This window comes from Sphingomonas sp. SAFR-052 (assembly GCF_051965015.1).
Classification (GTDB): Bacteria; Pseudomonadota; Alphaproteobacteria; order Sphingomonadales; family Sphingomonadaceae; genus Sphingomonas.
Window position 1 is genome coordinate 64112 of the sequence record NZ_JBQCMO010000010.1, and the last position, 23180, is coordinate 87291.

Consider the following 23180-nt stretch of genomic DNA (forward strand, 5'->3'; position numbering starts at 1 on the left):
GGGGCCGGTGGCCGACCCCGCGCGGTGCGTCACAGCGACGCGATCTCCTGCTTCACCAGCAGCTTGCGTTTCTTGAGCGACGACAGCAGCGATTGATCGGGCGAGGGGCGCTGCGTTTCGACCGCGATTTGTCGGTCGAGCGTCGCATGTTTCGCTTCGAGTGCGGTGAGGTGGGCAGACTGCATCGTTGCATCCTCCTGCTTTGCTGTTGGGGGAGTGAGTAAAACACACGATCGGGCGAATGTCGCCATGTCTGGTGGGATTTTCGACACGACGTGCGAAAATCGCTGACGGACCGTTGCCAGCGCCCGGGCGTCGGGTGAAAGTGGCCGGCGATGGACGAATCGGACCTTGAACAGCGGCTCGGCATGCTCCGGATCGAGCACCGCGACCTCGACGACGCGATCGCGGCGTTGGGTTCGGCGACTCACCTCGACCAGTTGCAGCTGGCCCGGCTGAAACGCCGCAAACTGCGCCTGCGCGACGAGATGGCGGCGATCGAGGACCAGTTGATCCCCGATATCATCGCCTGACCGTCGCGTTCGGGGACGGTCGGCACAGGCGGTCGATCCGGCTGCCCCTTTCGCGAGTCGCGGCAGCGTGGCATTCTGCAGATATGGACGTACCGGCAAACGGCGCGATGGTGCATCGCCGACTTATCGATTCGATGTATGTCGAGGCGATGGTGCTGGCCGACGAGGCGCGGGCCTATTTCGATCAGGGCGGGCTGGCTGAACGCGCAATGCTCGAGCCGATGGCGCGGGTCGTACTTTCATGCGAGTCGCTGAAGATTACCACGCGGTTGATGCACGTCATCGCGTGGCTGCTGACACAGAAGGCGATCGATGCCGGCGAAATGACGGCGGCTATGGGCGACGATCCGCTGCGTGCGCTGCCGCCCGGGCCGGAGACCGAGGACGACGCGCTGGCGACGATGCCGACGGGTACACAGACGCTGATCCGCGCGAGCATCGACCTGTACCGCCGCGCCGAGCGGATGGAGCGGTCGCGCAGTGCCCCGCCCGCCGCCAGTCCCGCGCGGGCGATGTTCGAACGGCTGGCGACGCGGCTATAGCAGGCGGGCGCGGGCGGCCTGATATTCGGCGGCCATGCGGGCGATGCGATCGGCGGCGGGGACGACCGCATCGACCGCGCCAATCCCCTGGCCGGCGCCCCAGATATCCTTCCAAGCCTTTGCGCCAGAGCCGAAATCCATTGCCGAGCTGTCGCTCTGCGGCAGCGCGTCGGGGTCGAGACCAGCGGCGACGATCGATCCGCGCAGGTAATTGCCGTGCACGCCGGTGAAGAGGTTGCTGTAGACGATATCGTTGGCGCGACCGTCGACGACCGCCTGCTTGTAGGCGGGCACGGCATTGGCTTCGGCGGTGGCGATGAAGGGCGAGCCGACATAGGCGAGGTCGGCGCCCGCCGCCTGCGCCGCCAGCACCGCGCCGCCATTGGCGATCGCGCCGGACAGGGCGAGGGGACCGTCGAACCACTGGCGCACCTCCTGAGTGAAGGCGAAGGGGTTGAGACGACCGGCATGGCCGCCGGCGCCGGTGCAGACGAGGATCAGGCCGTCGGCGCCCTTTTCGACCGCCTTGTGGGCGAAGCGGTCGTCGATGACGTCGTGCAGGGTGATGCCGCCCCAGCCATGGACGGCGGTGTTCAGATCTTCGCGTGCGCCGAGCGAGGTGATGACGATCGGCACCTTCCATTTGGCGCAGGTGGCAAGATCCGCCTCCAGCCGGTCGTTCGAGCGGTGGACGATCTGGTTCACCGCGAAGGGGGCGGCGGGGCGATCGGGATGGGCGCGGTCGTGCGCGGCCAGTTCCTCGGTAATGCGATGCAACCATTCGTCGAGTTGCGCCTGCGGCCGGGCGTTGAGCGCCGGGAAGGAGCCGACGATCCCGGCCTTGCACTGGGCGATCACGAGGTCGGGGCCGGAGATGATGAAGAGCGGCGAGCCGATCACGGGGAGGGCGAGCGTGTCGAACAAAGGGGGAAGCGCCATATGAGTTTCATAGCGCAACCGTAATGGCTGTCCAGTGGCGGAAGTTGACGAAGGTGACACAATGTTGGTGTTGCAGAGCGGGATTTGTTCACAACAAAAATAGCAATTCTAATTAGTTAGGTTGCATCGTCGGCGTCGAAGTTGACGCCGAATGCGACATTGGCGGCAGATTGGAACGGCGCTGTCAAAGAACACTGCCCTTGTCGCATCCGCCGATGCTGTAGGAAAGTTCGGCCGGCGGGGATGACCAACGCCTTCTTAACCCTCCCCATCTACCCTTTGCCGACGAAGAGAGGGGAAGGATCGATGGTCGAAGTCGCACGCAAACGGAGCCTGGTGCTGTTCGAGATCGGGGCAGCGGCGCTGTTGCTGTTGCTGGCGTTCGGCGTGGCGGCAAAGGGGGTGCTGGAGATGCACCGCTATCCCAGCCAGCCGGTCGTGGCGGCAGCGTTCGAGACGCCCGCCGGGTGCGACTATACCGGTGCGAAGCCGGTCGCGCGGGTGCCGGCGGCGTGCGTGACGGCGGCGTATCGGTTGACCAAGCTGACCGACCTGGGGCTCGGTGCCGCCAAGGGCGATGAGCATTGGTACCGGGTCGGCGACGATGCGCTGTTGCTGCTGTGCTTCGAGGGCGGCGACGCCTGTGCCGTGCGCGGGCGGGTGTCGGGCAAGTTCGTGCGAGCGCAGGGCGATCAGGCGTAGGCGGGGATCAGCCGGTCACGACCTGATACAGCAGCACCGAGTTGAGCACGATTACCGCGGCGCAGATCGTCCAGGCGGCGATGGCGAGGATCGGGCGGTTGGCGAAGTCGCCCATCTTGCCGCGATCACCGGTGAAGCGGACGAGCGGATAGACGGCGAAGGGCAGTTGCAGGCTGAGCACCACCTGGCTGGCGATCAGCAGTTGCGCGGTGCCGCTCTCGCCATACAGGCTGGCGACGACCACGGCGGGAACGATCGCGATCAGCCGGGTGACGATGCGGCGCAGCCATGCCGGCAGGCGGATGTTGAGGAACCCCTCCATCACGATCTGTCCGGCGAGCGTGCCCGTGATCGTCGAATTCTGGCCCGATGCTAGCAGGGCGACGGCGAACAGGATGCTGGCGGCCCCGGCGCCGAGCATCGGCGTCAACAACTGATAGGCGTCTTGAATCTCGGCCACGTCGGTGCGGCCGGCAGTGTGGAAGGTCGCGGCGGCAAGGATCAGGATCGATCCGTTGATGAACAGCGCCAGCATCAACGCGACCGAGCTGTCGATGGTGGCGAGCTTCACCGCCTCGCGCCGGCCCTCGGGCGACCGGTCGAAGCTGCGCGTCTGCACGATCGAACTGTGCAGGTAGAGATTGTGCGGCATCACGGTCGCGCCGAGAATGCCGATCGCGATGTAGAGCATCGCCGGGTTGGTAACGATTTCCGAGCGCGGGATCAGGCCGTTGGCGATGGCGGCGATCGACGGTTGCGCGAGGAACAGTTCGACCGCGAAGCAGCCTGCGATCACGATCAGCAACGCGACGATGAACGCTTCGAGTTTGCGGAAGCCATATTGCTGAAGCAGCAGGATGAGCATCACGTCGACCGCGGTGATGCACACCCCCCAGACCAGCGGGATGCCGAACAAAAGTTGCAGCGCGATGGCGGTGCCGATCACCTCCGCCAGATCGCAGGCGATGATGGCAAGTTCGCATAGCGCCCACAGCACCCAGCGGACCGGGGCGGGATAATATTCGCGGCACGCCTGCGCCAGATCGAGGCCGGTGACGATGCCAAGCTTCGCCGACAGCGATTGCAGTACCATCGCCATGACGTTCGACAACAGGATGACCGACAACAGCGTATAGCCGAACGCCGATCCGCCGGCGATGTCGGTCGCCCAGTTGCCCGGGTCCATATAGCCGACCGCGACCATATAGCCGGGACCGGCAAAGGCGCCGAGCTTTCGCCAGAACTGCCCCGCACCGGCCGGGACCGGCACGGTGCGGAACGATCCGGGAAGGCTGGGCCGACGTTCCGGGGTGATGTCGGCGGCAGACGGTGGTGGAGCCATGGTCGGTCGCTGTCCCCGGAAAAACGTCAAATCGCGGCGCTGGTTTTCAGGAAACCGTTGACGCCCGCAGGGAAGAACCCGCCGAGGGCGACCGAGGTCCGTGTCTGGAACGCGATGTTCAACACCTGCGCCGGTGCGCGGGCATAGGTAATGCCGCTGCCGTCGGTGGGCACGATGTTCGATGCGTTGTTCGCCGGGCGCACGCCCTGATCGATATCGGCCGCACCATCGAAATTGTCGCGCGCGGTCGACAGCGCCTCGGTCGCGTCGATCAGCGCCGGGGTGGCGATACCGCGCCGGTAGAGCGCCTGGCGGATCAGGCCGGCATGATAGGCCTTTGCCCCCTGCATACCCGCTGCCGCATCAAGGAACGCCGCCCCGGCGAGCGAGGCGATGATGCCGCGATAGGCAGTGACGACGACATCTTCGAACACGAATGCGCCGAGCAGGAAGCGATCGTCGCTTTCATACACGTCGTACGTCGCCGCCGCGGTGGTGATGAGCGCGGCGGTGCGGGCGAGGTTCGAAAAGGCGCTGGTCGCGGCGACGCCGAGGTCGATGGCCGGCTGCGCGATCACCGTCGAACCGATCACGCCACGCAGATAGGCGACATGCGCACGAGTATCGGCGGCGAGTTCGCGGGCATAGCGGCCGATCGTCGCGTCGCTGAAGGCGACCTGCCGTGCGCCAGTCGCGGCACCGGGGGTACCGGCACCGCCGAGCAGGCCGGCGTCGAGCCCGGCACCGGTCGTGGCGTAGCTGTAATACTGCGCCTGAAGATAGGCGAAGTTCAGCGTGAAGTTGAGGATGTCGGCATCGGTCGCCGGGCTCGGCACCGGGGTCGGGGTGCCCGATGCGGTCGGCGTGGGGGTCGGCGTCGGCGTGGGAGCCGGGTTGCCGTTATTGCCACCGCAAGCGGCGAGCAGTCCGGCCCCGGCGACGGCGGCGGATACGCCCCCGGCAGTGCGCAGGAAGTCGCGGCGGCTGTCATTCCGATCCAGCACGGGCAGCATCGATTCGTTGGTCATGTGTCTCGCTCCCGAAAGGCTCAGTTCGCCGCGCTGGTCTTGATGTTGCCGTTGACGCCGGCGGGGAAGAACCCGCCGGTCGCGACTGCATTGCGGTTCAGATAGGCGATGTTGAGCACCTGTCCGGTGGTGCGGCCATAGGGAAGGCCGGTAGTCGGGTTGAACGGGGTGATGTTCGACTGGTCGCCGATCGGGCGGATGCCCTGATCGATATCGGTGCTGCCGTCGAGGCTGTCGCGCGCGGTCGAGATCGATTCGGTCGCGTCGATCAGCGACGGGGTCGACAGGCCGCGGACATAGAGTGCCGAGCGGATCATCGAGGCGTGATAGGCTTCAGCGGCGAGGATGCCGGCCGCCGCCTGTCGGATCAGCGTGTTGGCGATTCCGGGCAGCGCGCCGCGATAGGCGGTGACGCCCACATCCTCGAAGATATAGGCGGCGAGCAGGAAATTGTCGTCGCTGGCATAAGGATCGAAGGTGTCGTTGGCGCCGATCAGCCCGGCGGCACGGGCTGCGTTCGAAAAGGCGCTGGTCGCGGTGGCGCTGAGGTCGAGCGCGGGCATGGCGATCGCCGAACTGCCCAGCGCATTGCGGATGAATTCGACGTGCGCGACCTCGTCCTGCGCGATTTCGCGGGCGAAATTGGCGACGACGGGATCGTTCAGCGTCGCCTTGCGCCCGCCGGTCACCGCGCCCGGCGTGGTGCCGCTGGGCCCGGTCAGCAGGTTGGCGGCAAGGCCGGTGCCGTTGGCGGCGAAGGCATAGAATTGCGCTTCGAGATATTCGAGGTTCAGCGCGAAGTTGAGGACGTCGACGTCGGACGTTCCGGCGGTGCCCGATGCCGTCGGGGTCGGGGTGGGCGTGGGGGTGGTGGTTGCGGTACCGGTAGGGGTGGGCGTGGGCGAGGAATCGCTGTCGCCGCACGAGGTGAGCGCGAGACCGCCGCCGATCGCCGCCGCCGCACCGAAGGCGCGGAAAAAGTCGCGGCGTTCTTCGCGCCGACGCGCCCGTGCGTCCAGCGCCTCAACCATCTGTGTCTCGTCGGTCATCTACCGGTTCCCTTAACGCATTCGGCCCCGCTCCGCGTGGAGACGCGGAACGACCCGGGCCAGTCGTCTGACGTACGCGCCGTGGCGGCGCGCGTGCCCGATGTCGGTGTGCTGTATTGCGTGTCGCGCCAAGAGGCTAGGGGGTGGTTGTCGCGCCGATCGAAGTTGGCGTCGGGTTGGCGGCATCGCGTGCCCGACGCGAACGTCGCCGCCTGCGTCATTCCAGCGAAGGCTGGAATCTTCTGGTTGTCGGACACGGCAAGAGCCGGTTGAGGCCCCAGCCTTCGCTGGGGCGACGTTGTTTGGCGGGGTGGGACATTGCCGATGCCGTCCCCGCGCCACGAGAAGGGACGGCGTATGCCGGAACGTTACGCCGCGACGGCGCGGCGTTCGGCCATTTCCTCGTTCAGCATTTCGGCCAGCAGGAAGGCGAGTTCGAGACTCTGTCCGGCGTTGAGGCGCGGGTCGCAGTGGGTGTGGTAGCGGTCGGCCAGGCTCTGTTCGGTGACCGCGATCGCGCCGCCGGTGCATTCGGTGACGTTCTGTCCGGTCATCTCGGCATGGATGCCGCCGGCATGGCTGCCCTCCGCCCGGTGGACGGCGAAGAAGCCGCGGACTTCGGCGAGGATGCGGTCGAACGGCCGTGTCTTGTAGCCGGTCGTCGCCTTGATCGTGTTGCCGTGCATCGGATCGCACGACCACACCACCGGATGCCCTTCGCGCTGGACGGCACGGATCAGCTTGGGCAGGCCCGCCTCGATCTTGTCGTGGCCGTAGCGGGTGATGAGGGTCATGCGGCCCGCCACCCGGTTCGGATTGAGCGTGTCGAGCATCCGCAGCAGCGCGTCGGGCTCGAGCGTCGGGCCGCACTTGATGCCGATCGGGTTGCCGATGCCGCGCAGGAATTCGACATGCGCCGATCCGTCGAAGCGGGTGCGGTCGCCGATCCACAGGAAATGCGCCGAGGTGTCGTACCAGTCGCCGGTCAGCGAATCCTGCCGGGTGAGCGCCTGTTCGTAGGGCAGCAGCAGCGCTTCGTGGCTGGTGTAGAAGCTGGTGGCCTTCAACTGCGGCACGCTGTCGGCGTCGATGCCGCACGCCGCCATGAAGTCGAGCGCCTCGCCGATGCGGTCGGCGACGTCGGCGTACTTCTTCGCCCAGGGGCTGCGGCCCATGAAGTCGTGGGTCCAGCGATGGACCTGATGCAGGTTCGCATAGCCGCCGGTCGCGAAGGCGCGCAGCAGGTTGAGCGTCGCCGCCGCCTGCGAATAGGCGCGGATCATGCGCTGCGGATCGGGCACGCGGCCTTCGGCGGTGAAGGCGATGTCGTTGATATTGTCGCCACGGTAGCTCGGCAGTTCGACGCCGCCGACGACCTCGGTATCGGCCGAGCGCGGCTTGGCGAACTGACCCGCCATGCGACCGACCTTCACCGTCGGCAGCTTCGAGGCGAAGGTCAGGACCACCGCCATTTGAAGAATGACGCGGAAGGTGTCGCGGATATAGTTGGGATGGAACTCGGCAAAGCTTTCCGCACAGTCGCCACCCTGCAGCAGGAACGCGCGCCCCTCGGCCACTTCGGCGAGTTCGGCGGTCAGGCTGCGCGCTTCACCGGCGAAGACCAGCGGCGGATAGCTGGCGAGCTGTGCCGTGGTCGCGTCGAGCGCGGCGCGGTCGGGATAGTTGGGAAGCTGGCGCGCTTCGGCGGTGGTCCAGCTATCGGGGGCCCAGTTGGCGGCCATCAGAAATTCCATCCAGTCGGTTCGGGCAATTCCCATGCGCGAAACCGGCCGTTCGCGCAATGAAGGAAAGGTTGGTCGACCCGATCGACTGCTTCGATCAACCGTAGCGGTGATGGAATTCGTCGTGATCCATGACGAGGTAGCGGATGAAATCGATCAGCGACCAGATGCCGGTGACGATCGTGCCGACGATCGTGCAGGTCAGCAGCAGCATGACGATGCCCGATCCAGTCTTGCCCAGATAGAAGCGGTGGATGCCGAAGATACCGAGGAAAAAGGCGAGCAGCGCGGCCGCCACCTTGTCCTTGCGCGGGCGGCGGCGGCGGTCGTCGTTGGCGGGGCGGGGGGCGACGGTGCCGGGGACGTGGTAGATGCGCAGTGCGCGGCCGTTCGATACCTCGAAATCGACCTGTGCGCCGACCGACGGGCCGACGCGGTCGCTCCAGTCGTCGGGCTGGAACCAGTAACGCTGGCCATCGTCGCCGGCGATCCGCCCCTCGCGTCCGTCCCGATCGACGCCCAGCACCTGTCCCCGCATATCGTCCCCCGATGATTCGCGCCGAAGGGTATGACGGGGAAGCAGGGGCGGGAGCAAGAGGTTAGCGCTGCCTACCCCAGTGTCGGGCGCCAGTCCCAGCCGAGCGGGTCGCCGTCCATGACCTCGACCCCGGCGGCGGTCAGTTCGTCCCGGATCGCGTCACTTTTGGCGAAATCTTTCGACGCGCGGGCTTCGCGGCGGTCGGACAGGCGGGCTTCGATCGTGGCCGCGTCGATCGTCGCACCGGCGGGGCGGACGCGCAGGTCGGCGCGCTCGATCGTGGCAAGACCCAGGCCGAGCACCGCATCGAAATCGGCGAGCGCCGCCAGACGATCGGCGGGTGTCAACTTCTTGTCCGCCAGCAGTTCGTCGAGCACCGGCAGCGCGCGCGGCGTGTTGAGGTCGTCGGACACCGCCGCGTCGAGGCGCTCGCGATAGGCCGCGGCCTTGCTCGCATCCCCTTCGCCCGAGGCGCGGGTGCGCAAACCGACGACGGTCATCGCCAGCCGCTTCAGTCGGGTCAGCGCCGCGATCAGGTTTTCGGCGGAAAATTCCAGTTCGGAGCGATACTGCGCCGACAGGCACATCAGGCGATAGGCGAGCGGATGCACGCCGCCGTCGATCAGCGTCTGGAGCGTGGTGAACACCCCCTTCGACTTCGACATCTTGCCCGATCGGTCGACGAGGAAGTTGTTGTGCATCCAGAACGCAGCCCCGCTATCGGCGCAACCGCAATAGGCCTGGTTCTGGGCGATTTCGTTCGGGTGGTGGATCTCGCGGTGGTCGATGCCGCCGGTATGGATGTCGAACGGGGCGCCCAGATATTTGAGGCTCATGACCGAGCATTCGAGATGCCAGCCCGGTGCGCCCTTCCCCCAGGGCGAGTCCCATTCCATCTGTCGCGTTTCGCCAGGCGGAGTCTTGCGCCAGATGGCGAAGTCCTGCGGATGGCGCTTGCCCGCGACCGGATCGATGCGGCCCTCACCGGCATCGTCCTGCCCGCCGGCCAGCGCGCCGTAGTTCGACACGGTGCTGCTGTCGAAATAGAGGCCGCTGTCGAGTTCGTAGCAATGGTCGGGGGCGATCTTCTCCGCAAAGGCGATCATCTCGGCGATGTGATCGGTCGCAACCGACCAGCGCGTCGGGTCGTCGATGTTGAGGTCGCGCAGATTGCCCTTGAACGCGGCGGTATAGTGGGCGGCAATGTCCCAGATCGACTGGGCGCGCGCCTTCGCCGCCGCCTCCATCTTGTCGTCGCCGGCATCGGCGTCCGAGGTCAGATGACCGACATCGGTGATGTTGATGACATGGGTGAGCGGGTAGCCCTTCCACCGCAGCACCCGGCTGAGCGTGTCGGTAAAGACGTACGCGCGCAGGTTGCCGATATGGGCGTAGTTGTAGACGGTCGGCCCGCACGAATAGACGCGCACCCTCTTGGCCGGGTCGAGCGGTTCGAAGCGCTGGAGGCTGCGGGTCAGCGAATTGTGAAGCGTGAGCGGGGCACCGTGCATGGCCGAGCGCATAGCGCGGTGCGACCCGTCTGCAAATCCGTACCGTTGACCTGCAAAAGGACGGACGCGTCGGAACAGCCCGCGACGACAGCGGTTGGAGTGACCGTGGTCGAAAAACGACGTTCGATCAATAATTTAATCTAGATCAATCGGCCGGACCGGGCGGTTCGGCCGACGGGAGAGCACGGCCATGGCCCATAGCGATCACCCCGGCGATATCGAGCGCGACGACGCGCCGGCCTTTACCGCCAAGGACAGGACCGAACGCGCGGAGGCCGCGCCGGGCGGCGAATCGTCGGTTTCCGGCGTCGCGGTCACCATCAATCGACCGCGTCACGAACTCTACGCCTATTGGCGCGACTTCGGGAATCTCGCGACCTTCATGCTGAACGTCGAGCGGATCGAAGTGCGCGACCGGGAACGTTCGCACTGGTCAGTCAGCGGCCCGAACGGCAGTTATGAATGGGACGCGGTCGTCACCGAGGACGTCGATGGCGAGCGCATCGGCTGGCAGGCCGAGAATAGCGACGTGCCGAACAGCGGCTGGGTGTCGTTCCACGAGGCGGCACCCGGGCGCGGCACGGTGGTGACGGCGATGATCGCCTACGACCCGCGGGCCGGCATCCTCGGCAAACTGGTCGCCAAGGTTACGCAGAAGGAGCCGGCGATCCAGGCACGGCGCGACCTGCGGCGCTTCAAGCAACTGATGGAAACCGGCGAGATCGCGACGACCACGCCGCCCAACCGCGAACCCAAGTCTTAAGAAGGAGCCGGCGATGCGCGCACTCACCTGGCACGGCAAGCACGACGTCCGCGTCGACAGCGTTCCCGATCCCGAGATCATCAATCCACGCGACGCGATCATCAAGATCACGTCGACCGCAATCTGCGGGTCCGACCTGCACCTGTATGACGGCTATATCCCGACGATGCAGGCGGGCGACATATTGGGCCATGAGTTCATGGGCGAGGTGGTCGAGACCGGCCCCAAATCGACCCTGAAGAAGGGGCAGCGCGTCGTCGTGCCCTTCGTTATTGCCTGTGGCAGCTGCTATCATTGTTCGAAGCAGCAATATTCGGGCTGCGATAACGGCAACCCGGCCGACAATCAGGATATCGCGCAAGAACTTTGGGGACAGGTCGCCCCCGGCCTGTTCGGGTACAGCCATATGACCGGCGGTTATCCGGGCGGGCAGGCCGAATATGTCCGCGTGCCGTTCAGCGATGTCGGACCGATCGTCATCCCCGACGGCATCGAGGATGAGAAGGTCCTGTTCCTGTCGGACATCCTGCCGACCGGATGGATGGCGGCGGAGAATGCCGATATCGAGGATGGCGACATCGTCGCCGTCTGGGGCTGTGGCCCGGTCGGGCTGTTCGCGATCCAGTCGGCGCTGCTGATGGGTGCCCACCGGGTGATCGCGATCGATCATTTCCCGCACCGGCTCGCACTGGCCAAGGGATTGGGTGCGGAGGTGCTGAATTTCGAGGAAACCGACATCTATGACGCGCTGATGACGATGACCGGCGGGATCGGCCCTGATGCGGTGATCGATAGCGTCGGCCTCGAAAGCCATGGTCTGTTCGTCGACAATATCGTCGACCAGATCAAGGCGTCGACCTTCCTCGGCACTGATCGTCCGCATGCGTTGCGGCAGGCGATCGTGGCGTGCCGCAAGGGCGGGCGGGTATCGGTGCCCGGCGTCTATGGCGGGATGATCGACAAATTCCCGTTTGGCGCGCTGATGGAAAAGGGGCTGACGCTCAAGACCGGGCAGACCCATGTCCAGCGCTACCTGCCGGGGCTGTTGGCGGCGATCATGGAAGACAAGATCGACACGACCTTCCTGATCTCCGACCGGATGGCGCTGGAGGATGCGCCCACGGGCTACAAGAAATTCCACGACGAACAGAATGTCTGCACAAAGGTCGTACTGAAGCCCGACTGGGCGAAGGCCGATGCAGCGGGAGAAGCGTAATGGCGAACAAGCTGGCGGTGATTACCGGTGCATCGACGGGTATCGGCTATGAATTGGCGAAGATCGCGGGTGCGGAGGGCTATGACCTGATCGTCGTTGCCGACGAACCGCAGATCCGCGTTGCGGCCGAGGAACTTGGCGCAGGTGCGGTGCGGGCGGTCGAGGCCGACCTGTCGACCTTCGACGGCAACGAACAGTTGCTGGCCGAGGTCGGCGGGCGGCCGATCGATCTGCTGATCGCCAATGCCGGGCGAGGTCTCGGTCATGCGTTCATCGAACAGGACGTGTCGGCGTGGCGCAAGGTCATCGACACCAACGTCACCGGCACAACGTATCTGTTGCAGAAGGTTGCGCGTGACATGGCGGCGCGGGGTGATGGCCGCATCCTGATCACCGGGTCGATCGCCGGGCTGATTCCCGGCAGCTATCAGGCGGTCTATAACGCGACGAAAGCGTATCTCGACAGCTTCGCCTATGCGCTGCGCGAGGAACTGAAAGACAGTGGCGTCACGATCACCGTGCTGATGCCGGGGCCGACCGATACGCCGTTCTTCGAACGGGCGGGCATGATGGACACGCCGGTCGGCCGGGATGATTCGAAGGAGGATCCGGCGAAGACCGCGCGCAATGGTTGGGATGCGGTCATGGCCGGTTCGGCGCATGTCGTGTCGGGGGCAAAGAACAAGATCCAGGCGGCGATCAGCCATGTCACGCCCGACAGCGTGCTGGCGAAAATGCATACCAATATGGCGAAGCCGGACGGAGAGTGAGGCTGGCCCCTCACCTCGGGGCAGCCTCTTCGAAGATCACTACCGTCGACTCTTTTTCCGTACCCCCGCGTAGGCGGGGGGCCAGGGTTGCAGTCATAAGTCTCTGCTTTGCTTGGCTCTGGACCCCCGCCTGCGCGGGGGTACGGCAAGTACGTGGCAGGGCACGCGGCCTTTCGCGCGTGTTTCCTTCGACGGAAGGGGCGCAGGTCAGCGAAACACCACCGTCCGGTGCCCGTTCAGGAACACCCGCCGTTCCGCCGCCCAGCGGACGGCGCGGGCGAGGACCTGTGCCTCGACATCGCGGCCGATACGGATCAGGTCGGCTTCGGTGTCGCGGTGGTCGACGCGCTCGACCGCCTGTTCGATGATCGGCCCTTCGTCGAGGTCGCCGGTGGACGTAATGGGCGGTCGCGCCGATCAGCTTGACGCCGCGGTCGTGCGCGCGGGCATAGGGACGGGCGCCCTTGAAGCTCGGCAGGAAACTGTGGTGGATGTTGATGCAGCGTCCGGCGAGCCGCTGCGACAGGTGGGGCCCCAGCACCTGCATATAGCGGGCGAGCACCAGTAGTTGCGCATCGGACTGTTCGAACACGCGCAGCATCGCCGCCTCCTGTCCCACCCGGTCGCCGTCGACGATCGGCAGGTAATGGAACGGCACGCCATGCCATTCGGTCAGCGCGCGGAGCGATTCGTGGTTGGACAGGACGCCGACGATCTCAACGGGCAGGTCGCCGGTCTTCCACCGGTGGAGCAGGTCGTTGAGGCAATGGCTGCCCTTCGACACCGCGATCAGCACCCGCATGCGTTCGGCGCGAGGCACGATTTCCCAATCGAGTGCGAAGTCGGTGCCGATCACTGCGAACCCCTGCACTAAGGCGTCGGGATCGGCGGGGAAGTTGGGACCGGCCGCGGCGAATTCGACGCGCATGAAGAAACGCCCAGCCTCCAGATCGGCATATTGCTGGCTGTCGAGGATGAAGCCGTCGATCCGCGCCAGATGCCCGCTGACCGCCGCGACCAGCCCCACGCGATCGGCGCAGGACAGCGTCAGCACATAGGCGGGCGACCCCGCTGCGTCGGATACCGGCATCGACTTTTCCCCTGTTGAAGGGGCGGCCTTAGCGGCAAGCTCGTGCGTTTAGAACCATGCGCGAATACCAGCGACCAAACCGATGCCGCCACTGTCCTCGCCGGCCGTCCGAGCGAACCGGCGCGTGTCGCCGAAGCGGCGTTCCCAGTTTAAGCCGACATAGGGCGCGAATTCGCGGGCGATCTCGTAGCGCAGGCGCAGGCCGAGTTCGGCATTGGTCAGCCCCGATCCGGTGCTGGTCTCGGCGATATCCTGCGCGGACAGGTTCAGTTCGGCGCGCGGTTGCAGGATCAACCGCTGAGTGATGCGCTGGTCGTAATAGCCTTCGATCCGGCCGAGCAGTTCGCCCCTGGTCGACAGGAAGGCGGCGGCGTTCAGTTCGAACCAATAGGGGGCCAGCCCCTCAACGCCGACGGTGACATAGGTCCGCGCCGGGGTCGGGCGGATATCCTGGCGGATGCCCGCCTGCAGGTTGAAATAGGGGTCGATCGCGCGGGAGTAGAGCGCCTGCACCTCGGCGGACTCGACGCGGTCGCCGCCTTCGCCCTCGCTCTTGACGACGAGGCGGTGGATGTCGCCGCCAACCCAGCCTTCGCCTTCCCAAGCATAGCCGCCGTCCTTCCACTCGACGCGGTCGAGCAGAAGCTGGGCGAAGCGCTGGCCGCCGCCTTCCTCGGCCATCATCGCTTCGCGCGACCGGGCCATGACGTCGCCGCCCCAGACGCGGTCGGCATAATGCGGCATCGGCACCGGTGGCGGCGGGGCGCTGCCCGGCGACTGATCGGTGCCGGTCGGTTCGGCCGGTTCCGGCGCGGCGGCGGGTGCGGACGCGGTCGGCGCGGCGGGCTGCGCCGGCGGTGCATGGCCCATTTGCGCATGCTCCATATGGCTATGGTCCTGCGCGACGGCGGGCGCGGCGATCGACAGCGCGAGCAGGGCGGCGAGGGTGCGGGTCATGCGGCGCCTCCCTGCGGACGGACCGAAACGACGCGCATCATCCCCGACAGCATATGGTAGAGCATGTGGCAGTGGAACGCCCAGTCGCCGACCGCATCGGCGGTCAGGTCGAGGCTGACGATGCCGCCCGGCTGCACCAGCACGGTATGCTTGCGGGGGCTGTGGTCGCCGTGCCCTGTGACCAGTTCGAAGAAATGGCCGTGCAGATGGATCGGATGCGCCATCATCGTGTCGTTGATCAGGTTGATGCGGACGCGTTCGCCTTCGGCAAAGGCGAAGGGTTCATGGGTGTCGACCATGCGTTTCCCGTCGAAGCCCCACATGAAGCGTTCCATGTTGCCGGTCAGGTGGATATCGATCTGCCGTCCCGGTGCGCGGACATCGGGGTTGCGATCGAGCGCGCGGAGCTGGCGATAGGTCAGCACGCGGTGACCGACATCCTCCAGCCCCTGACCCGGATAGTCGGTACGATCGGCGGCCATCGGGGAAATGGTCTGGACGCCGGGCGTCTTGGCGACGCCGGGCGCGTTGGCGAAGTCGCGCATGCCGTGCTGCATCTCGCCCATGCCATCCATGCCATCCATGCCGCCCATCGCGTCGCCATGGCCCATCGCCGCATGGTCCATCGCCGGCTGCGGCGGGGTAGCCGCGGTCGTGGCGAGCTTGCGCGATCCATTCTGCTCGGCGGTCGGATCGGGGCGGCCGGGTTTGCTTTCATGGCCCATGCCGCCCATGCCCATGTCGGTCATCGTCGCCAGCGGACGCGCGCGGAGCGGCGGGACCGGGGCGGCCATGCCCGCGCGCGGCGATAGCGTCGCGCGCGCCATGCCCGACCGGTCGACGCTCTCGCCGACCAGCGTATAGGCCGCGTCACCGGGGGTGACGATCGCGTCATAGGTCTCGGCGACGCCGATCTGGAATTCGTCGACCGTCACCGGCTCTACGTTCAGCCCGTCCGCCTGAACGATCGTCAGCGGCAGTCCGGGGATGCGGACGTTGAACGTCGTCATCGCCGACGCATTGACGATCCGCAGCCGCACCCGCTCGCCGGGCGTGAACGCGCCGGTCCAGTTGTCGCCGGGGCCATGGCCGTTGACCAGATAGGTGTAGGTCGCGCCAGTGGCATCGGCGATGTCGGCGGGGTCCATGCGCATCCTGCCCCATTCCGCGCGGTCCTTCGCCTTCTGGTCACGGCCCGCCAGCAGCCCGACCAGTGTCTGGCGCTGGAAATTATAATAGCCGGGTTGCAGTTTCATCCGGCGAAAGATCGTCGTGGGGCTCGACCGGCTGTGGTCGGACAGGACGATGACATGTTCGCGGTCGAACGCGACCGGATCGGGCGCGGCGGGGTCGATCACGATCGGGCCGTACAGCCCCTCCTGCTCCTGACCGCCCGAGTGGCTGTGATACCAGTAGGTGCCGTTCTGCCGCACCGGAAAGTCGTAGAGGAAGCTCTGCCCCGCCGGGATGCCGGGAAAGGAGATGCCGGGGACGCCGTCATATTGGAACGGCACCAGCAGCCCGTGCCAGTGCAGCGAAGTCTCGACGTCGAGGTCGTTGACGACGCGGATCCGCGCACGCTGCCCCTCGCGCAGGCGGATCAGCGGGGCGGGGGACATGCCGTTGATGCCGATGCTGCGCGACGGGCGGCCATCGACCATGCGGTTGATCCGGCCGATGCGCAGTTCGATCAACTCGCCCGACACGACCGGGCCGCTTGCCGCCTGCCGCGCGCCGAGCGGGGTCCACGCGCCGAGTGCAACGCCCCCCAGCGCCGCACCCCGTAGCACCCGGCGGCGATCGATCGTCGTCATGCAGAAATCCTCATCATCCAACCGGTCCTACGCAGCGAAAGCGCGTTCCCCTCAGCCGTCCAGCAATTCGGCGAGTTTGGCGCGGGCGCGACGGATGCGGGTCTCGACCGCCTTAGTCGAAATGCCGAGCAGCGCCGCCGCTTCGGACTGGCGCATCTCCTCGACGGTGCATAGCAGCAGCGGTTCGCGCAGCGTCGCGGGCAGCAGTGCCAGTGCGGCACGTAACCGGGCGGTCTCCTGCCGCTGTTCCGCCGCCTGCGCCTGATCGGGATGGGCGGCAGCGAGCGTGTCGGCCAGATCGTCGATCGTCCGCGCACCGAAAAAGAAACGCCGTAACGCCCGCCGTCGCGCCCGGTCGCGGCATTTGTTGAGCGCGATCGTCGCCAGCCATGCCGCCATCGGCCGCGCGGCGTCGTAGCGGCTAAGCGCGCGAAAGGCCGACAGGAACGTCTCTTGCACCAGGTCGAGCGCCTCGTCGGGATCGGCGACACTGTTCAGGATCAGGCGATAGACCCGGCTGCGATGTCGCTGCATCAGCGTGGCGAAGGCGGCCTCGCTGCCGGCCAGCGCCTGTGCCGCCAGCACGCCGTCATCGGGGCCAGGATCGGCGGGGGTCACTGGCCGGGATGTGTCAGCGCACGTGCCACCGCCCGGTCGAAGGCCGGGGTCTGATCGGGCCGGAGCAGCCGCCGCATCGCGAAGACATGCGCCAGCGTCGCCTTTTGCAGCGTACCCATCGTCCGGTGCGAGGCATCGACCGCGGCGGCGACGCGCGGGCCGTCATCCTGTTCGGCGGAGATCGCCTGTGCCAGCCGGGCGTTGTCGGCCCGCATCTGCGCCTGCAACGCTGCGCGCCGCGTCGCATAACCGGCCTCCAGCGCGTCGAGCCGGCGCATCTGTTCGGGGGTCAGCTGCATATGATCGTGCAGCAGGGCGTGCAATTCGCTGCCATGGCCCGCGCCATGGTCGCCGATCGCGCGCCCGGCCAGCACCCCGGCGAGCGCCGCGACGAAGGCGACGATCGCGACAAGGATCGTCCAGCGTGTCCGGCTCATCGCCCGGCCAGCAGCGTCGAGGGGGCGAGCGCCATGTCGTCGGCAAAGGTCGCCGCCGGTTGTGGCCGCGGGATCGGATCGGCGGCGATCAGTCCCATCGTCACCGCCCCAACCGCGGCAAGGCTGGCAAGGCGGACCCCGGCGGCCCGCGCCGCGCCATCGGCCCGCACCCGCGCGAACACGGCCGGCGCCAGCGTGTCGAGCCGCGGATCGTCGGTCACGTCGGACAGCAGGCGCAGCGATCGGTCGAGGTCGTCGGTCATGGCATCCATTCCATGGGTACACAGCAATGCTACGCAGCGGCTGCGGTCAACCCTCGTCCGGGTGGCGGATCATGCCGATTTTTCGAAAGCAACCGATTCGGGCGGCAGTTGCCAACCCTGGAGGCGCGACCGGGAATCGAACCCGGGTGCAAGGATTTGCAGTCCTCTGCGTCACCACTCCGCCATCGCGCCTCGATACGGTGGGAGCGGCCGTTTGCGTTCGTTTGAACGTCACGTCAACCCCATGACCCGCAATACTCCCGGGCAAACGCAAAACGACCTTTGAGCAGGTCGGCAAACACTGATGCAATTCCGATGAGAGCAAACTGCGCTCCGCTCGCACGGGGGCATCGCGAAAGCACGAATGCAGCGCTTCGAATTGCAACGATGTAGCCGCTATTAAAATTCAACCGGCCTTTTTATAGGCCGGCCGCCTTCAGGCGTAGGAGCCGCCGGCACGAATGGGGGATATGGATGGAACACCGGAACGATATCGACGGACTGCGCGCAGTCGCGGTGATACCGATCCTGCTATTTCATATCGGGGTAACGATTTTGCCCGGTGGCTTTGCCGGCGTCGACGTCTTCTTCGTGATATCGGGATACCTTATTACGTCGATCATTTGCCGGGAGATGGACGACGGAAAGTTTTCCATCGCCGCATTTTACAAACGGCGCATTGTTCGGATTTTGCCCGCGCTAGTTTTCATGCTCGTCGGAACGCTGATCGCCGGAAAGTTTCTCTTGCTGGCGGTAGAGCTACGTGATCTCGGACGCAGCGCGGCAGCAGCGATCGCCTTCGTCGCGAACGTTCATTTCTGGAATTCGACGGATTACTTCGACGCCGCCTCCGAGACCAAGCTGTTGTTGCACAGTTGGTCCCTGGGAGTAGAGGAGCAATTTTACCTATTTTATCCTATCCTGCTTTTAGTCGTTCGGCGCTGGTTCCCACGCGCCCTGACCTTCGCGGTGTCGATCGTCACCGTCGGATCGTTCGTCCTGTGCCTATATTACAGCAAATCCGACCCTGCGACCGCCTTCTATCTCTTGCCAATGCGCGCCTGGGAATTGGGCGTCGGAGCGCTGGTCGCGCTGAACGCGCTACCAAGGCTGGCATCGCGCCGCGTCCAGAACCTTGCCGCGCTCACGGGTGCAGTGCTGTTATTCGTGGCGTTCGCGCAGATCCGCACCGACTTCGCCTTCCCTGCCCCTTGGGCGTTGCTACCGTGTATCGGGACGATGTTGTTGATCGCTTACGGTCGCCACGCGATCACGGCCGCAATACTTTCGTTGCCACCTGTACGCGCGGTCGGGCTGATTTCCTATTCCCTGTATCTTTGGCACTGGCCGATCGCGACCTTCTATCGTCTCGAAAACGGTATGGTACTGAGTCTTGGCGGGAAGGCGGTCGTTGTTTCGCTGACCTTTGCCATCGCCTCGATATCCTATTTGGTGATCGAGCGGCCTTTTCTGCGTCGATACCGGCCGGCCCCGGTTCGCCCGGTGCTGGTCGCGGGCGGCGCCGCGATCGCAACGGTGGCCGGCGCTTCGCTTCTGATCGCGGCACGAGCGGAAGCGGTGGTCGAACATCCAGCGCAAGTCGATCTGGTTGGCGGGTATCTCGACTACCGGGATATGTCACAGCACCGATATCAGTTTCGGCCCGATTCTTGTTTCATCGGGAAGGGTGAGCGGTATGATTTTGCGCGATGCCTCGTTCTGCGACCCGATCGAGCGAATGTCATCGTGATGGGTGACAGCCATGCGGCGCAATATTGGCGAGCGATCGCGTTGCGCTTCCCGAACATCAACGTCGTGCAGGCAACCGCATCGGGTTGCCGTCCGACCGTGGCGCTGACCGGGAAGGACCGCTGTGTTTCCGTCGTGCGGACGGTGTTCAACGACGTCATTGGACGACCGGGTGTCGTTGGCGTCGTACTGGCGGGCCGGTGGCAACAGAACGAGGTTGCCGCGTTGGGCAAAACCGTCAAGCGGCTGCGGGAGCGCAAGTTGGCGGTTACGGTCATTGGACCGAACGTCGAATACCAGGAGGATATGCCGCGCATCCTTGCCCGTGCGATGTTGCGCGGCGATTTGGCGAGCCTTGCCAGGCGGCAGCGGCCGCAGCGGAGCGCGCTCGACCATGAGATGCGCCCGGTCGTGGAGGCTGCGGGCGGGAGATACGTCTCAGAAATCGACATCGAGTGCCCGGGCGGACATTGTCAGCTCTTCGACAGCGACGGCGGACCCTATCATTTCGATTACGGGCATCTAACGTTCGCGGCTTCGCGCGACGTCGTCCGGCATCTGCCGAACGTGGCCGTCCAGTGATGCCATCGCGAGGCGACCGCTTCGGTCTCAAATTATACGCCGCCCCATCCTTGGCGGAGGCCGCGTGTCGCGATAGACAGCGCGTCGCGATGCGATGTGTATTGCGTGGCTAAAACAGTTGTGCGACAGGATTGCACCATGACCGACTCGAACCAGACCCGACCCGATTTCGAAGCGATGCGCCACGCGATGGTCGTCAGCCAGCTTCGCACCAGCGCCGTCAGCGATCCGCGCGTCGTCGATGCGATGGGCGACGTGCCGCGCGAGGCGTTCGTGCCGGCTGCGCAGACAGCGCTGGCCTATCGCGACGCGCCGTTGCCGCTGGGGGGCGGCCGCGCGATCAATCCGCCGCTGATTACCGGCCGGTTGCTGGTCGCCGCCGACATCCGACCGACCGACCGCGTGCTGCTGGTCGGGGCGGCGATGGGCTATGCGGCGGCGGTGCTGGCGCGGCTCGCGGGGTCGGTCGTCGCGCTGGAGGAAGATACCGCGCTTGCCGGTGCAGCGCGCGATGCGATCGCCGATGCGAAGGTGCGTGTGGTCGAAGGTCCGTTGAAGGCCGGTTGGGTCGAAGGTGCGCCCTATGACGTCATCGTCATCGACGGAGCCGTCGAGGAAGTGCCCGACGCGATCGCCGGTCAGCTCGCCCCCGGCGGGCGGCTGACGACCGGGCTGGTCGATCGCGGCGTGACGCGGCTGGCGCTCGGCCGTCGCAGCGAAGGCGGGTTCGGGGTGGTGGATTTCGCCGATCTCGAATGTGTCGTCCTGCCGGGCTTCGCGAAGCCCAAGACGTTTCAGTTCGCAAGGTAGGAAAAAGATGCGGGGGGGGAAGTTCATCGGCGGGGTTGCGGTGCTGGCATGGCTGGCCCAACCCGCCAGTGCGGAGACGTTGCGCGAAGCGCTGGCGCGCGCCTATGCCACCAATCCGCAGCTGACGCAGGCGCGCGCCAATCAGCGCGCCACCGACGAAACGGTGCCGATCGCCCGGTCGCAGGGGCTGCCGCAGATCGTTACTCAGGGCCAGGTCATCGAGAATGTGCTGACCCCGGCCAGTCGCGGTTTCGCCCAGGCGCCGCGCGTCGGCAACGCGCAGCTGAACGTCACCCAGTCGCTCTATGCCGGCGGATCGGTGCGCAACAGCGTACGCGCCGCCGATGCGCGGGTCGATGCGGGCCGCGCCAATCTGCGCAGTACCGAAGCGAATGTCTTCACGCTGGTCGTCGCCGCCTATAACGACGTGATCCGCGACGAGGCGATCGTGCGGCTGAACCAGCAGAATGTCCGCGTGCTCGAGGTCAATCTGCAGGCGTCGCAGGACCGGTTCCAGGTCGGCGACCTGACCCGCACCGATGTCGCCCAGTCCGAGGCGCGGCTGGCATCGGCACAGGCGCAGCTGCGCAATGCCGAGGCGTCGTTGATCCGCAGCCGCGAGAACTATGTCGCGACGACCGGTGCGCCGGCGGCCACGCTCGACGCGCCGCCCGCGCTGCCCAACCTGCCCGCCGATCCGAACGGCGCGGTGGGCGTGGCGGTCGCGAACAATCCGGCGCTGATCGCCGCCCGGCGCAGCAGCGATGCCGCCGGGTTCGATGTGCGCGTCGCACGCGCCAACCGGCTGCCGCAGGTGAGTGCCGTGGCGGGCGGCAGCTATACCAGCTTCCTGGGGTCGGCCCAGTCGGTGAACGGCATCGTGCTGCAACAGGATGGCGGGCAGGCGCAGGCCGGCGTGCAGTTCAACCTGCCGCTGTTTCAGAGCGGCCGGCCAAGTGCGCAGATCCGCCGGGCGCAGGCGCTGGAGGGCGCCGCGATCGAGCAGGTGACGCAGGTCGAACGTTCGGTGGTGTCCGACGCCAGGTCGGCGTTCGCGAATTGGCAGTCGGCGCTGCGCGTGATCGAATCGTCGGAAGTGCAGGTCCAGGCCAACCGCCTGTCGCTGGAAGGCGTCCGCGCCGAAAACAGTGTCGGCACGCGCACCATCCTAGACATTCTGAACGCCGAGCAGGAATTGCTCAATTCGCAGGTGCAACTGGTGACGGCTCGGCGCGACGCCTATGTCGCCGGTTTTGCACTGCTGGCGGCGATGGGCCGGGCCGAAGCGCGCGACCTGGGGCTGGACGGCGGCGCGCTGTACGATCCGATCGCGAATTACGAACGGGTCCGCAACCGCATTTGGGACTGGAGCGACGATCCCGCGCCGGTGCCGGTCGCGCCGAGCACGGTCAACACCCCGGCGCAGACGCCGGTGGTGACCCGCGAACTTGATCCCGCATTGCAGCGGACGCCCAATCCCTATACCCCGACCCAGGGCATAGACGCGCCAAATCGGCAGGGTGGAGCCCCGCGCGCAACGCAAGGCGTTGACACGCCGCGGATCAACCCCGAAGGCTAGGCGTTCAAGGGGCGGAACGGATGAGGGTTGCGATGGGCGATATCAGCAACGAAACGTCGATGGAGGACATTCTTTCCTCGATCAAGCGGATCATCGCCGAGGAGGGCGAAGGATCGGCCCAGGCGTTGCGCGGACGCAAGTCGATCCGCACGGCGCAGGCGCGTGACCTCGACGACCGCGACGAAATCCTCGAACTGAATCAGAGCGTTGCGGCGCCACCACCGCCGCCGCGCATGGAACAGCGGGTCGAACCGGCGCGGGTCGAGCAGCCGCGTGCCGAGGCAGCGCGGGTCGAGCGCCCTCGTGCGCCCGAGCCGCGCATGGAAGCCGAACCGGAACCGATGCCCACCGCACCCGCACCCGGCAAGACCGATGCATCGATCGTGTCGGACCGCGCTGCCGAGGCGAGTCGCGGTGCGCTGGACCAGTTGTCGCGGATGCTGGTGAAGCCGGAAACGCCGGGTGCCGACTCGCTCGAAGGGCTGGTGCGCGAGATGCTCCGCCCGATGCTGCGCGAATGGCTTGATGCAAAGCTGCCGGGCATCGTCGAGACGATGGTCGCACGCGAGATCGCCCGGATCAGCGGCCGCGAATAACGCTCTCTTG

Annotated in this window: 23 protein-coding genes, 1 tRNA gene and 1 pseudogene; 10 read left to right on the plus strand and 15 right to left on the minus strand. The window is 66.2% G+C overall.

Going from position 1 to position 23180, the window contains the following annotated elements; genetic code table 11:
• Nucleotides 1-29: 29 nt before the first annotated feature.
• Nucleotides 30-185, minus strand: coding sequence for a YdcH family protein (locus tag ACTHQV_RS16005; protein ID WP_242115403.1), 156 nt, complete (start codon nt 183-185; stop codon nt 30-32).
• Between the two features lie 150 nt (nt 186-335).
• Between ACTHQV_RS16005 and ACTHQV_RS16010 the strand changes: the two genes are divergently transcribed.
• Both ACTHQV_RS16010 and ACTHQV_RS16015 read left to right on the plus strand, forming a co-directional pair.
• Entirely contained in the window at nt 336-533 is a 198-nt protein-coding gene (locus tag ACTHQV_RS16010) for a YdcH family protein (RefSeq protein WP_440491684.1), read from the plus strand.
• Between the two features lie 83 nt (nt 534-616).
• A complete protein-coding gene (locus tag ACTHQV_RS16015; protein ID WP_440491685.1) occupies nt 617-1075 on the plus strand; it encodes a DUF1465 family protein in 459 nt (152 codons plus the stop codon).
• On the opposite strand, the gene ACTHQV_RS16020 is transcribed toward ACTHQV_RS16015, so the two are convergent.
• Nucleotides 1070-2014, minus strand: coding sequence for an NAD(P)H-dependent flavin oxidoreductase (locus ACTHQV_RS16020; RefSeq protein WP_440491686.1), 945 nt, complete (start codon nt 2012-2014; stop codon nt 1070-1072). The genes ACTHQV_RS16015 and ACTHQV_RS16020 overlap by 6 nt on opposite strands.
• Nucleotides 2015-2320: 306 nt before the next feature.
• On the opposite strand from ACTHQV_RS16020, the gene ACTHQV_RS16025 reads away from it, so the two are divergent.
• Nucleotides 2321-2716: a hypothetical protein gene (locus ACTHQV_RS16025; RefSeq protein WP_440491688.1), complete on the plus strand. Its 396-nt coding sequence runs from the start codon at nt 2321-2323 to the stop codon at nt 2714-2716.
• 7 nt (nt 2717-2723) lie between these two features.
• On the opposite strand, the gene ACTHQV_RS16030 is transcribed toward ACTHQV_RS16025, so the two are convergent.
• From ACTHQV_RS16030 to cysS, 6 genes are all read right to left on the minus strand, one after another.
• Nucleotides 2724-4058: an Nramp family divalent metal transporter gene (locus ACTHQV_RS16030; RefSeq protein ID WP_440491690.1), complete on the minus strand. Its 1335-nt coding sequence runs from the start codon at nt 4056-4058 to the stop codon at nt 2724-2726.
• Nucleotides 4059-4084: 26 nt separating this feature from the next.
• The gene (locus ACTHQV_RS16035; protein WP_440491691.1) at nt 4085-5086 is read right to left on the minus strand and encodes a ferritin-like domain-containing protein; all 1002 of its coding nucleotides are present in this window, start codon (nt 5084-5086) and stop codon (nt 4085-4087) included.
• Between the two features lie 20 nt (nt 5087-5106).
• Complete coding sequence (locus ACTHQV_RS16040; RefSeq protein ID WP_440491693.1) at nt 5107-6135, minus strand: ferritin-like domain-containing protein; 1029 nt, start codon at nt 6133-6135, stop codon at nt 5107-5109.
• A 368-nt stretch (nt 6136-6503) separates the two neighbouring features.
• The gene (locus tag ACTHQV_RS16045; protein WP_440491695.1) at nt 6504-7877 is read right to left on the minus strand and encodes a class II 3-deoxy-7-phosphoheptulonate synthase; all 1374 of its coding nucleotides are present in this window, start codon (nt 7875-7877) and stop codon (nt 6504-6506) included.
• Between the two features lie 97 nt (nt 7878-7974).
• Complete coding sequence (locus ACTHQV_RS16050; protein ID WP_440491697.1) at nt 7975-8415, minus strand: TM2 domain-containing protein; 441 nt, start codon at nt 8413-8415, stop codon at nt 7975-7977.
• Nucleotides 8416-8486: 71 nt separating this feature from the next.
• Nucleotides 8487-9926, minus strand: a complete 1440-nt coding sequence (gene cysS / locus ACTHQV_RS16055; RefSeq protein WP_440491698.1) for a cysteine--tRNA ligase — start codon at nt 9924-9926, stop codon at nt 8487-8489.
• Nucleotides 9927-10116: 190 nt separating this feature from the next.
• Here cysS and ACTHQV_RS16060 point away from each other — a divergent pair, with 190 nt between their 5' ends.
• Genes ACTHQV_RS16060 through ACTHQV_RS16070 form a run of 3 tightly spaced genes read left to right on the plus strand, consistent with a single transcriptional unit; the run spans nt 10117 to nt 12675 of the window.
• Nucleotides 10117-10689 carry an SRPBCC family protein gene (locus ACTHQV_RS16060; RefSeq protein WP_440491700.1) on the plus strand — a complete coding sequence of 191 codons (573 nt, stop codon included), beginning with the start codon at nt 10117-10119 and terminating at the stop codon, nt 10687-10689.
• 13 nt (nt 10690-10702) lie between these two features.
• Nucleotides 10703-11905: a zinc-dependent alcohol dehydrogenase gene (locus tag ACTHQV_RS16065; RefSeq protein ID WP_440491702.1), complete on the plus strand. Its 1203-nt coding sequence runs from the start codon at nt 10703-10705 to the stop codon at nt 11903-11905.
• Nucleotides 11905-12675: an SDR family NAD(P)-dependent oxidoreductase gene (locus tag ACTHQV_RS16070; protein ID WP_440491704.1), complete on the plus strand. Its 771-nt coding sequence runs from the start codon at nt 11905-11907 to the stop codon at nt 12673-12675. The genes ACTHQV_RS16065 and ACTHQV_RS16070 overlap by 1 nt, the downstream gene beginning before the upstream one ends.
• 207 nt (nt 12676-12882) lie before the next feature.
• Here ACTHQV_RS16070 and purU read toward each other — a convergent pair.
• The 7 genes and pseudogenes from purU to ACTHQV_RS16105 all read right to left on the minus strand — a co-directional run bounded on the left by purU (nt 12883) and on the right by ACTHQV_RS16105 (nt 18046).
• Nucleotides 12883-13765: pseudogene (gene purU / locus ACTHQV_RS16075) on the minus strand (formyltetrahydrofolate deformylase).
• A gap of 48 nt (nt 13766-13813) precedes the next feature.
• A complete protein-coding gene (locus tag ACTHQV_RS16080) occupies nt 13814-14722 on the minus strand; it encodes a copper resistance protein B (protein ID WP_440491706.1) in 909 nt (302 codons plus the stop codon).
• Nucleotides 14719-16536 carry a copper resistance system multicopper oxidase gene (locus tag ACTHQV_RS16085; protein ID WP_440491707.1) on the minus strand — a complete coding sequence of 606 codons (1818 nt, stop codon included), beginning with the start codon at nt 16534-16536 and terminating at the stop codon, nt 14719-14721. Before ACTHQV_RS16085 ends, ACTHQV_RS16080 begins: the two co-directional genes overlap by 4 nt.
• 51 nt (nt 16537-16587) lie before the next feature.
• Entirely contained in the window at nt 16588-17154 is a 567-nt protein-coding gene (locus ACTHQV_RS16090) for an RNA polymerase sigma factor (RefSeq protein ID WP_440491709.1), read from the minus strand.
• Complete coding sequence (locus tag ACTHQV_RS16095) at nt 17151-17591, minus strand: periplasmic heavy metal sensor (RefSeq protein WP_440491711.1); 441 nt, start codon at nt 17589-17591, stop codon at nt 17151-17153. The genes ACTHQV_RS16090 and ACTHQV_RS16095 overlap by 4 nt, the downstream gene beginning before the upstream one ends.
• A complete protein-coding gene (locus ACTHQV_RS16100) occupies nt 17588-17854 on the minus strand; it encodes a hypothetical protein (protein ID WP_440491713.1) in 267 nt (88 codons plus the stop codon). The genes ACTHQV_RS16095 and ACTHQV_RS16100 overlap by 4 nt, the downstream gene beginning before the upstream one ends.
• 118 nt (nt 17855-17972) lie before the next feature.
• Nucleotides 17973-18046 (minus strand) — tRNA-Cys (locus tag ACTHQV_RS16105).
• Between the two features lie 282 nt (nt 18047-18328).
• Here ACTHQV_RS16105 and ACTHQV_RS16110 point away from each other — a divergent pair.
• From ACTHQV_RS16110 to ACTHQV_RS16125, 4 genes are all read left to right on the plus strand, one after another.
• A complete protein-coding gene (locus tag ACTHQV_RS16110) occupies nt 18329-20185 on the plus strand; it encodes an acyltransferase family protein (RefSeq protein ID WP_440491715.1) in 1857 nt (618 codons plus the stop codon).
• Between the two features lie 138 nt (nt 20186-20323).
• Complete coding sequence (locus tag ACTHQV_RS16115; RefSeq protein WP_440491717.1) at nt 20324-20995, plus strand: protein-L-isoaspartate O-methyltransferase family protein; 672 nt, start codon at nt 20324-20326, stop codon at nt 20993-20995.
• Between the two features lie 7 nt (nt 20996-21002).
• Nucleotides 21003-22574 carry a TolC family outer membrane protein gene (locus ACTHQV_RS16120; protein WP_440491719.1) on the plus strand — a complete coding sequence of 524 codons (1572 nt, stop codon included), beginning with the start codon at nt 21003-21005 and terminating at the stop codon, nt 22572-22574.
• Nucleotides 22575-22606: 32 nt separating this feature from the next.
• On the plus strand, nt 22607-23170 hold the full coding sequence (locus tag ACTHQV_RS16125; protein ID WP_440491816.1) for a DUF2497 domain-containing protein: 564 nt from the start codon (nt 22607-22609) through the stop codon (nt 23168-23170).
• The last annotated feature ends 10 nt before the right edge of the window (nt 23171-23180 follow it).

Coding starts and splice junctions, on each gene's coding strand:
- ACTHQV_RS16005 (WP_242115403.1), bottom strand. CDS start 185: ATGCAGTCTGCCCACCTCACCGCACTCGAAGCGAAACATGCGACGCTC.
- ACTHQV_RS16010 (WP_440491684.1), top strand. CDS start 336: ATGGACGAATCGGACCTTGAACAGCGGCTCGGCATGCTCCGGATCGAG.
- ACTHQV_RS16015 (WP_440491685.1), top strand. CDS start 617: ATGGACGTACCGGCAAACGGCGCGATGGTGCATCGCCGACTTATCGAT.
- ACTHQV_RS16020 (WP_440491686.1), bottom strand. CDS start 2,014: ATGGCGCTTCCCCCTTTGTTCGACACGCTCGCCCTCCCCGTGATCGGC.
- ACTHQV_RS16025 (WP_440491688.1), top strand. CDS start 2,321: ATGGTCGAAGTCGCACGCAAACGGAGCCTGGTGCTGTTCGAGATCGGG.
- ACTHQV_RS16030 (WP_440491690.1), bottom strand. CDS start 4,058: ATGGCTCCACCACCGTCTGCCGCCGACATCACCCCGGAACGTCGGCCC.
- ACTHQV_RS16035 (WP_440491691.1), bottom strand. CDS start 5,086: ATGACCAACGAATCGATGCTGCCCGTGCTGGATCGGAATGACAGCCGC.
- ACTHQV_RS16040 (WP_440491693.1), bottom strand. CDS start 6,135: ATGACCGACGAGACACAGATGGTTGAGGCGCTGGACGCACGGGCGCGT.
- ACTHQV_RS16045 (WP_440491695.1), bottom strand. CDS start 7,877: ATGGCCGCCAACTGGGCCCCCGATAGCTGGACCACCGCCGAAGCGCGC.
- ACTHQV_RS16050 (WP_440491697.1), bottom strand. CDS start 8,415: ATGCGGGGACAGGTGCTGGGCGTCGATCGGGACGGACGCGAGGGGCGG.
- cysS (WP_440491698.1), bottom strand. CDS start 9,926: ATGCACGGTGCCCCGCTCACGCTTCACAATTCGCTGACCCGCAGCCTC.
- ACTHQV_RS16060 (WP_440491700.1), top strand. CDS start 10,117: ATGGCCCATAGCGATCACCCCGGCGATATCGAGCGCGACGACGCGCCG.
- ACTHQV_RS16065 (WP_440491702.1), top strand. CDS start 10,703: ATGCGCGCACTCACCTGGCACGGCAAGCACGACGTCCGCGTCGACAGC.
- ACTHQV_RS16070 (WP_440491704.1), top strand. CDS start 11,905: ATGGCGAACAAGCTGGCGGTGATTACCGGTGCATCGACGGGTATCGGC.
- ACTHQV_RS16080 (WP_440491706.1), bottom strand. CDS start 14,722: ATGACCCGCACCCTCGCCGCCCTGCTCGCGCTGTCGATCGCCGCGCCC.
- ACTHQV_RS16085 (WP_440491707.1), bottom strand. CDS start 16,536: ATGACGACGATCGATCGCCGCCGGGTGCTACGGGGTGCGGCGCTGGGG.
- ACTHQV_RS16095 (WP_440491711.1), bottom strand. CDS start 17,591: ATGAGCCGGACACGCTGGACGATCCTTGTCGCGATCGTCGCCTTCGTC.
- ACTHQV_RS16100 (WP_440491713.1), bottom strand. CDS start 17,854: ATGACCGACGACCTCGACCGATCGCTGCGCCTGCTGTCCGACGTGACC.
- ACTHQV_RS16110 (WP_440491715.1), top strand. CDS start 18,329: ATGGAACACCGGAACGATATCGACGGACTGCGCGCAGTCGCGGTGATA.
- ACTHQV_RS16115 (WP_440491717.1), top strand. CDS start 20,324: ATGACCGACTCGAACCAGACCCGACCCGATTTCGAAGCGATGCGCCAC.
- ACTHQV_RS16120 (WP_440491719.1), top strand. CDS start 21,003: ATGCGGGGGGGGAAGTTCATCGGCGGGGTTGCGGTGCTGGCATGGCTG.
- ACTHQV_RS16125 (WP_440491816.1), top strand. CDS start 22,607: ATGGGCGATATCAGCAACGAAACGTCGATGGAGGACATTCTTTCCTCG.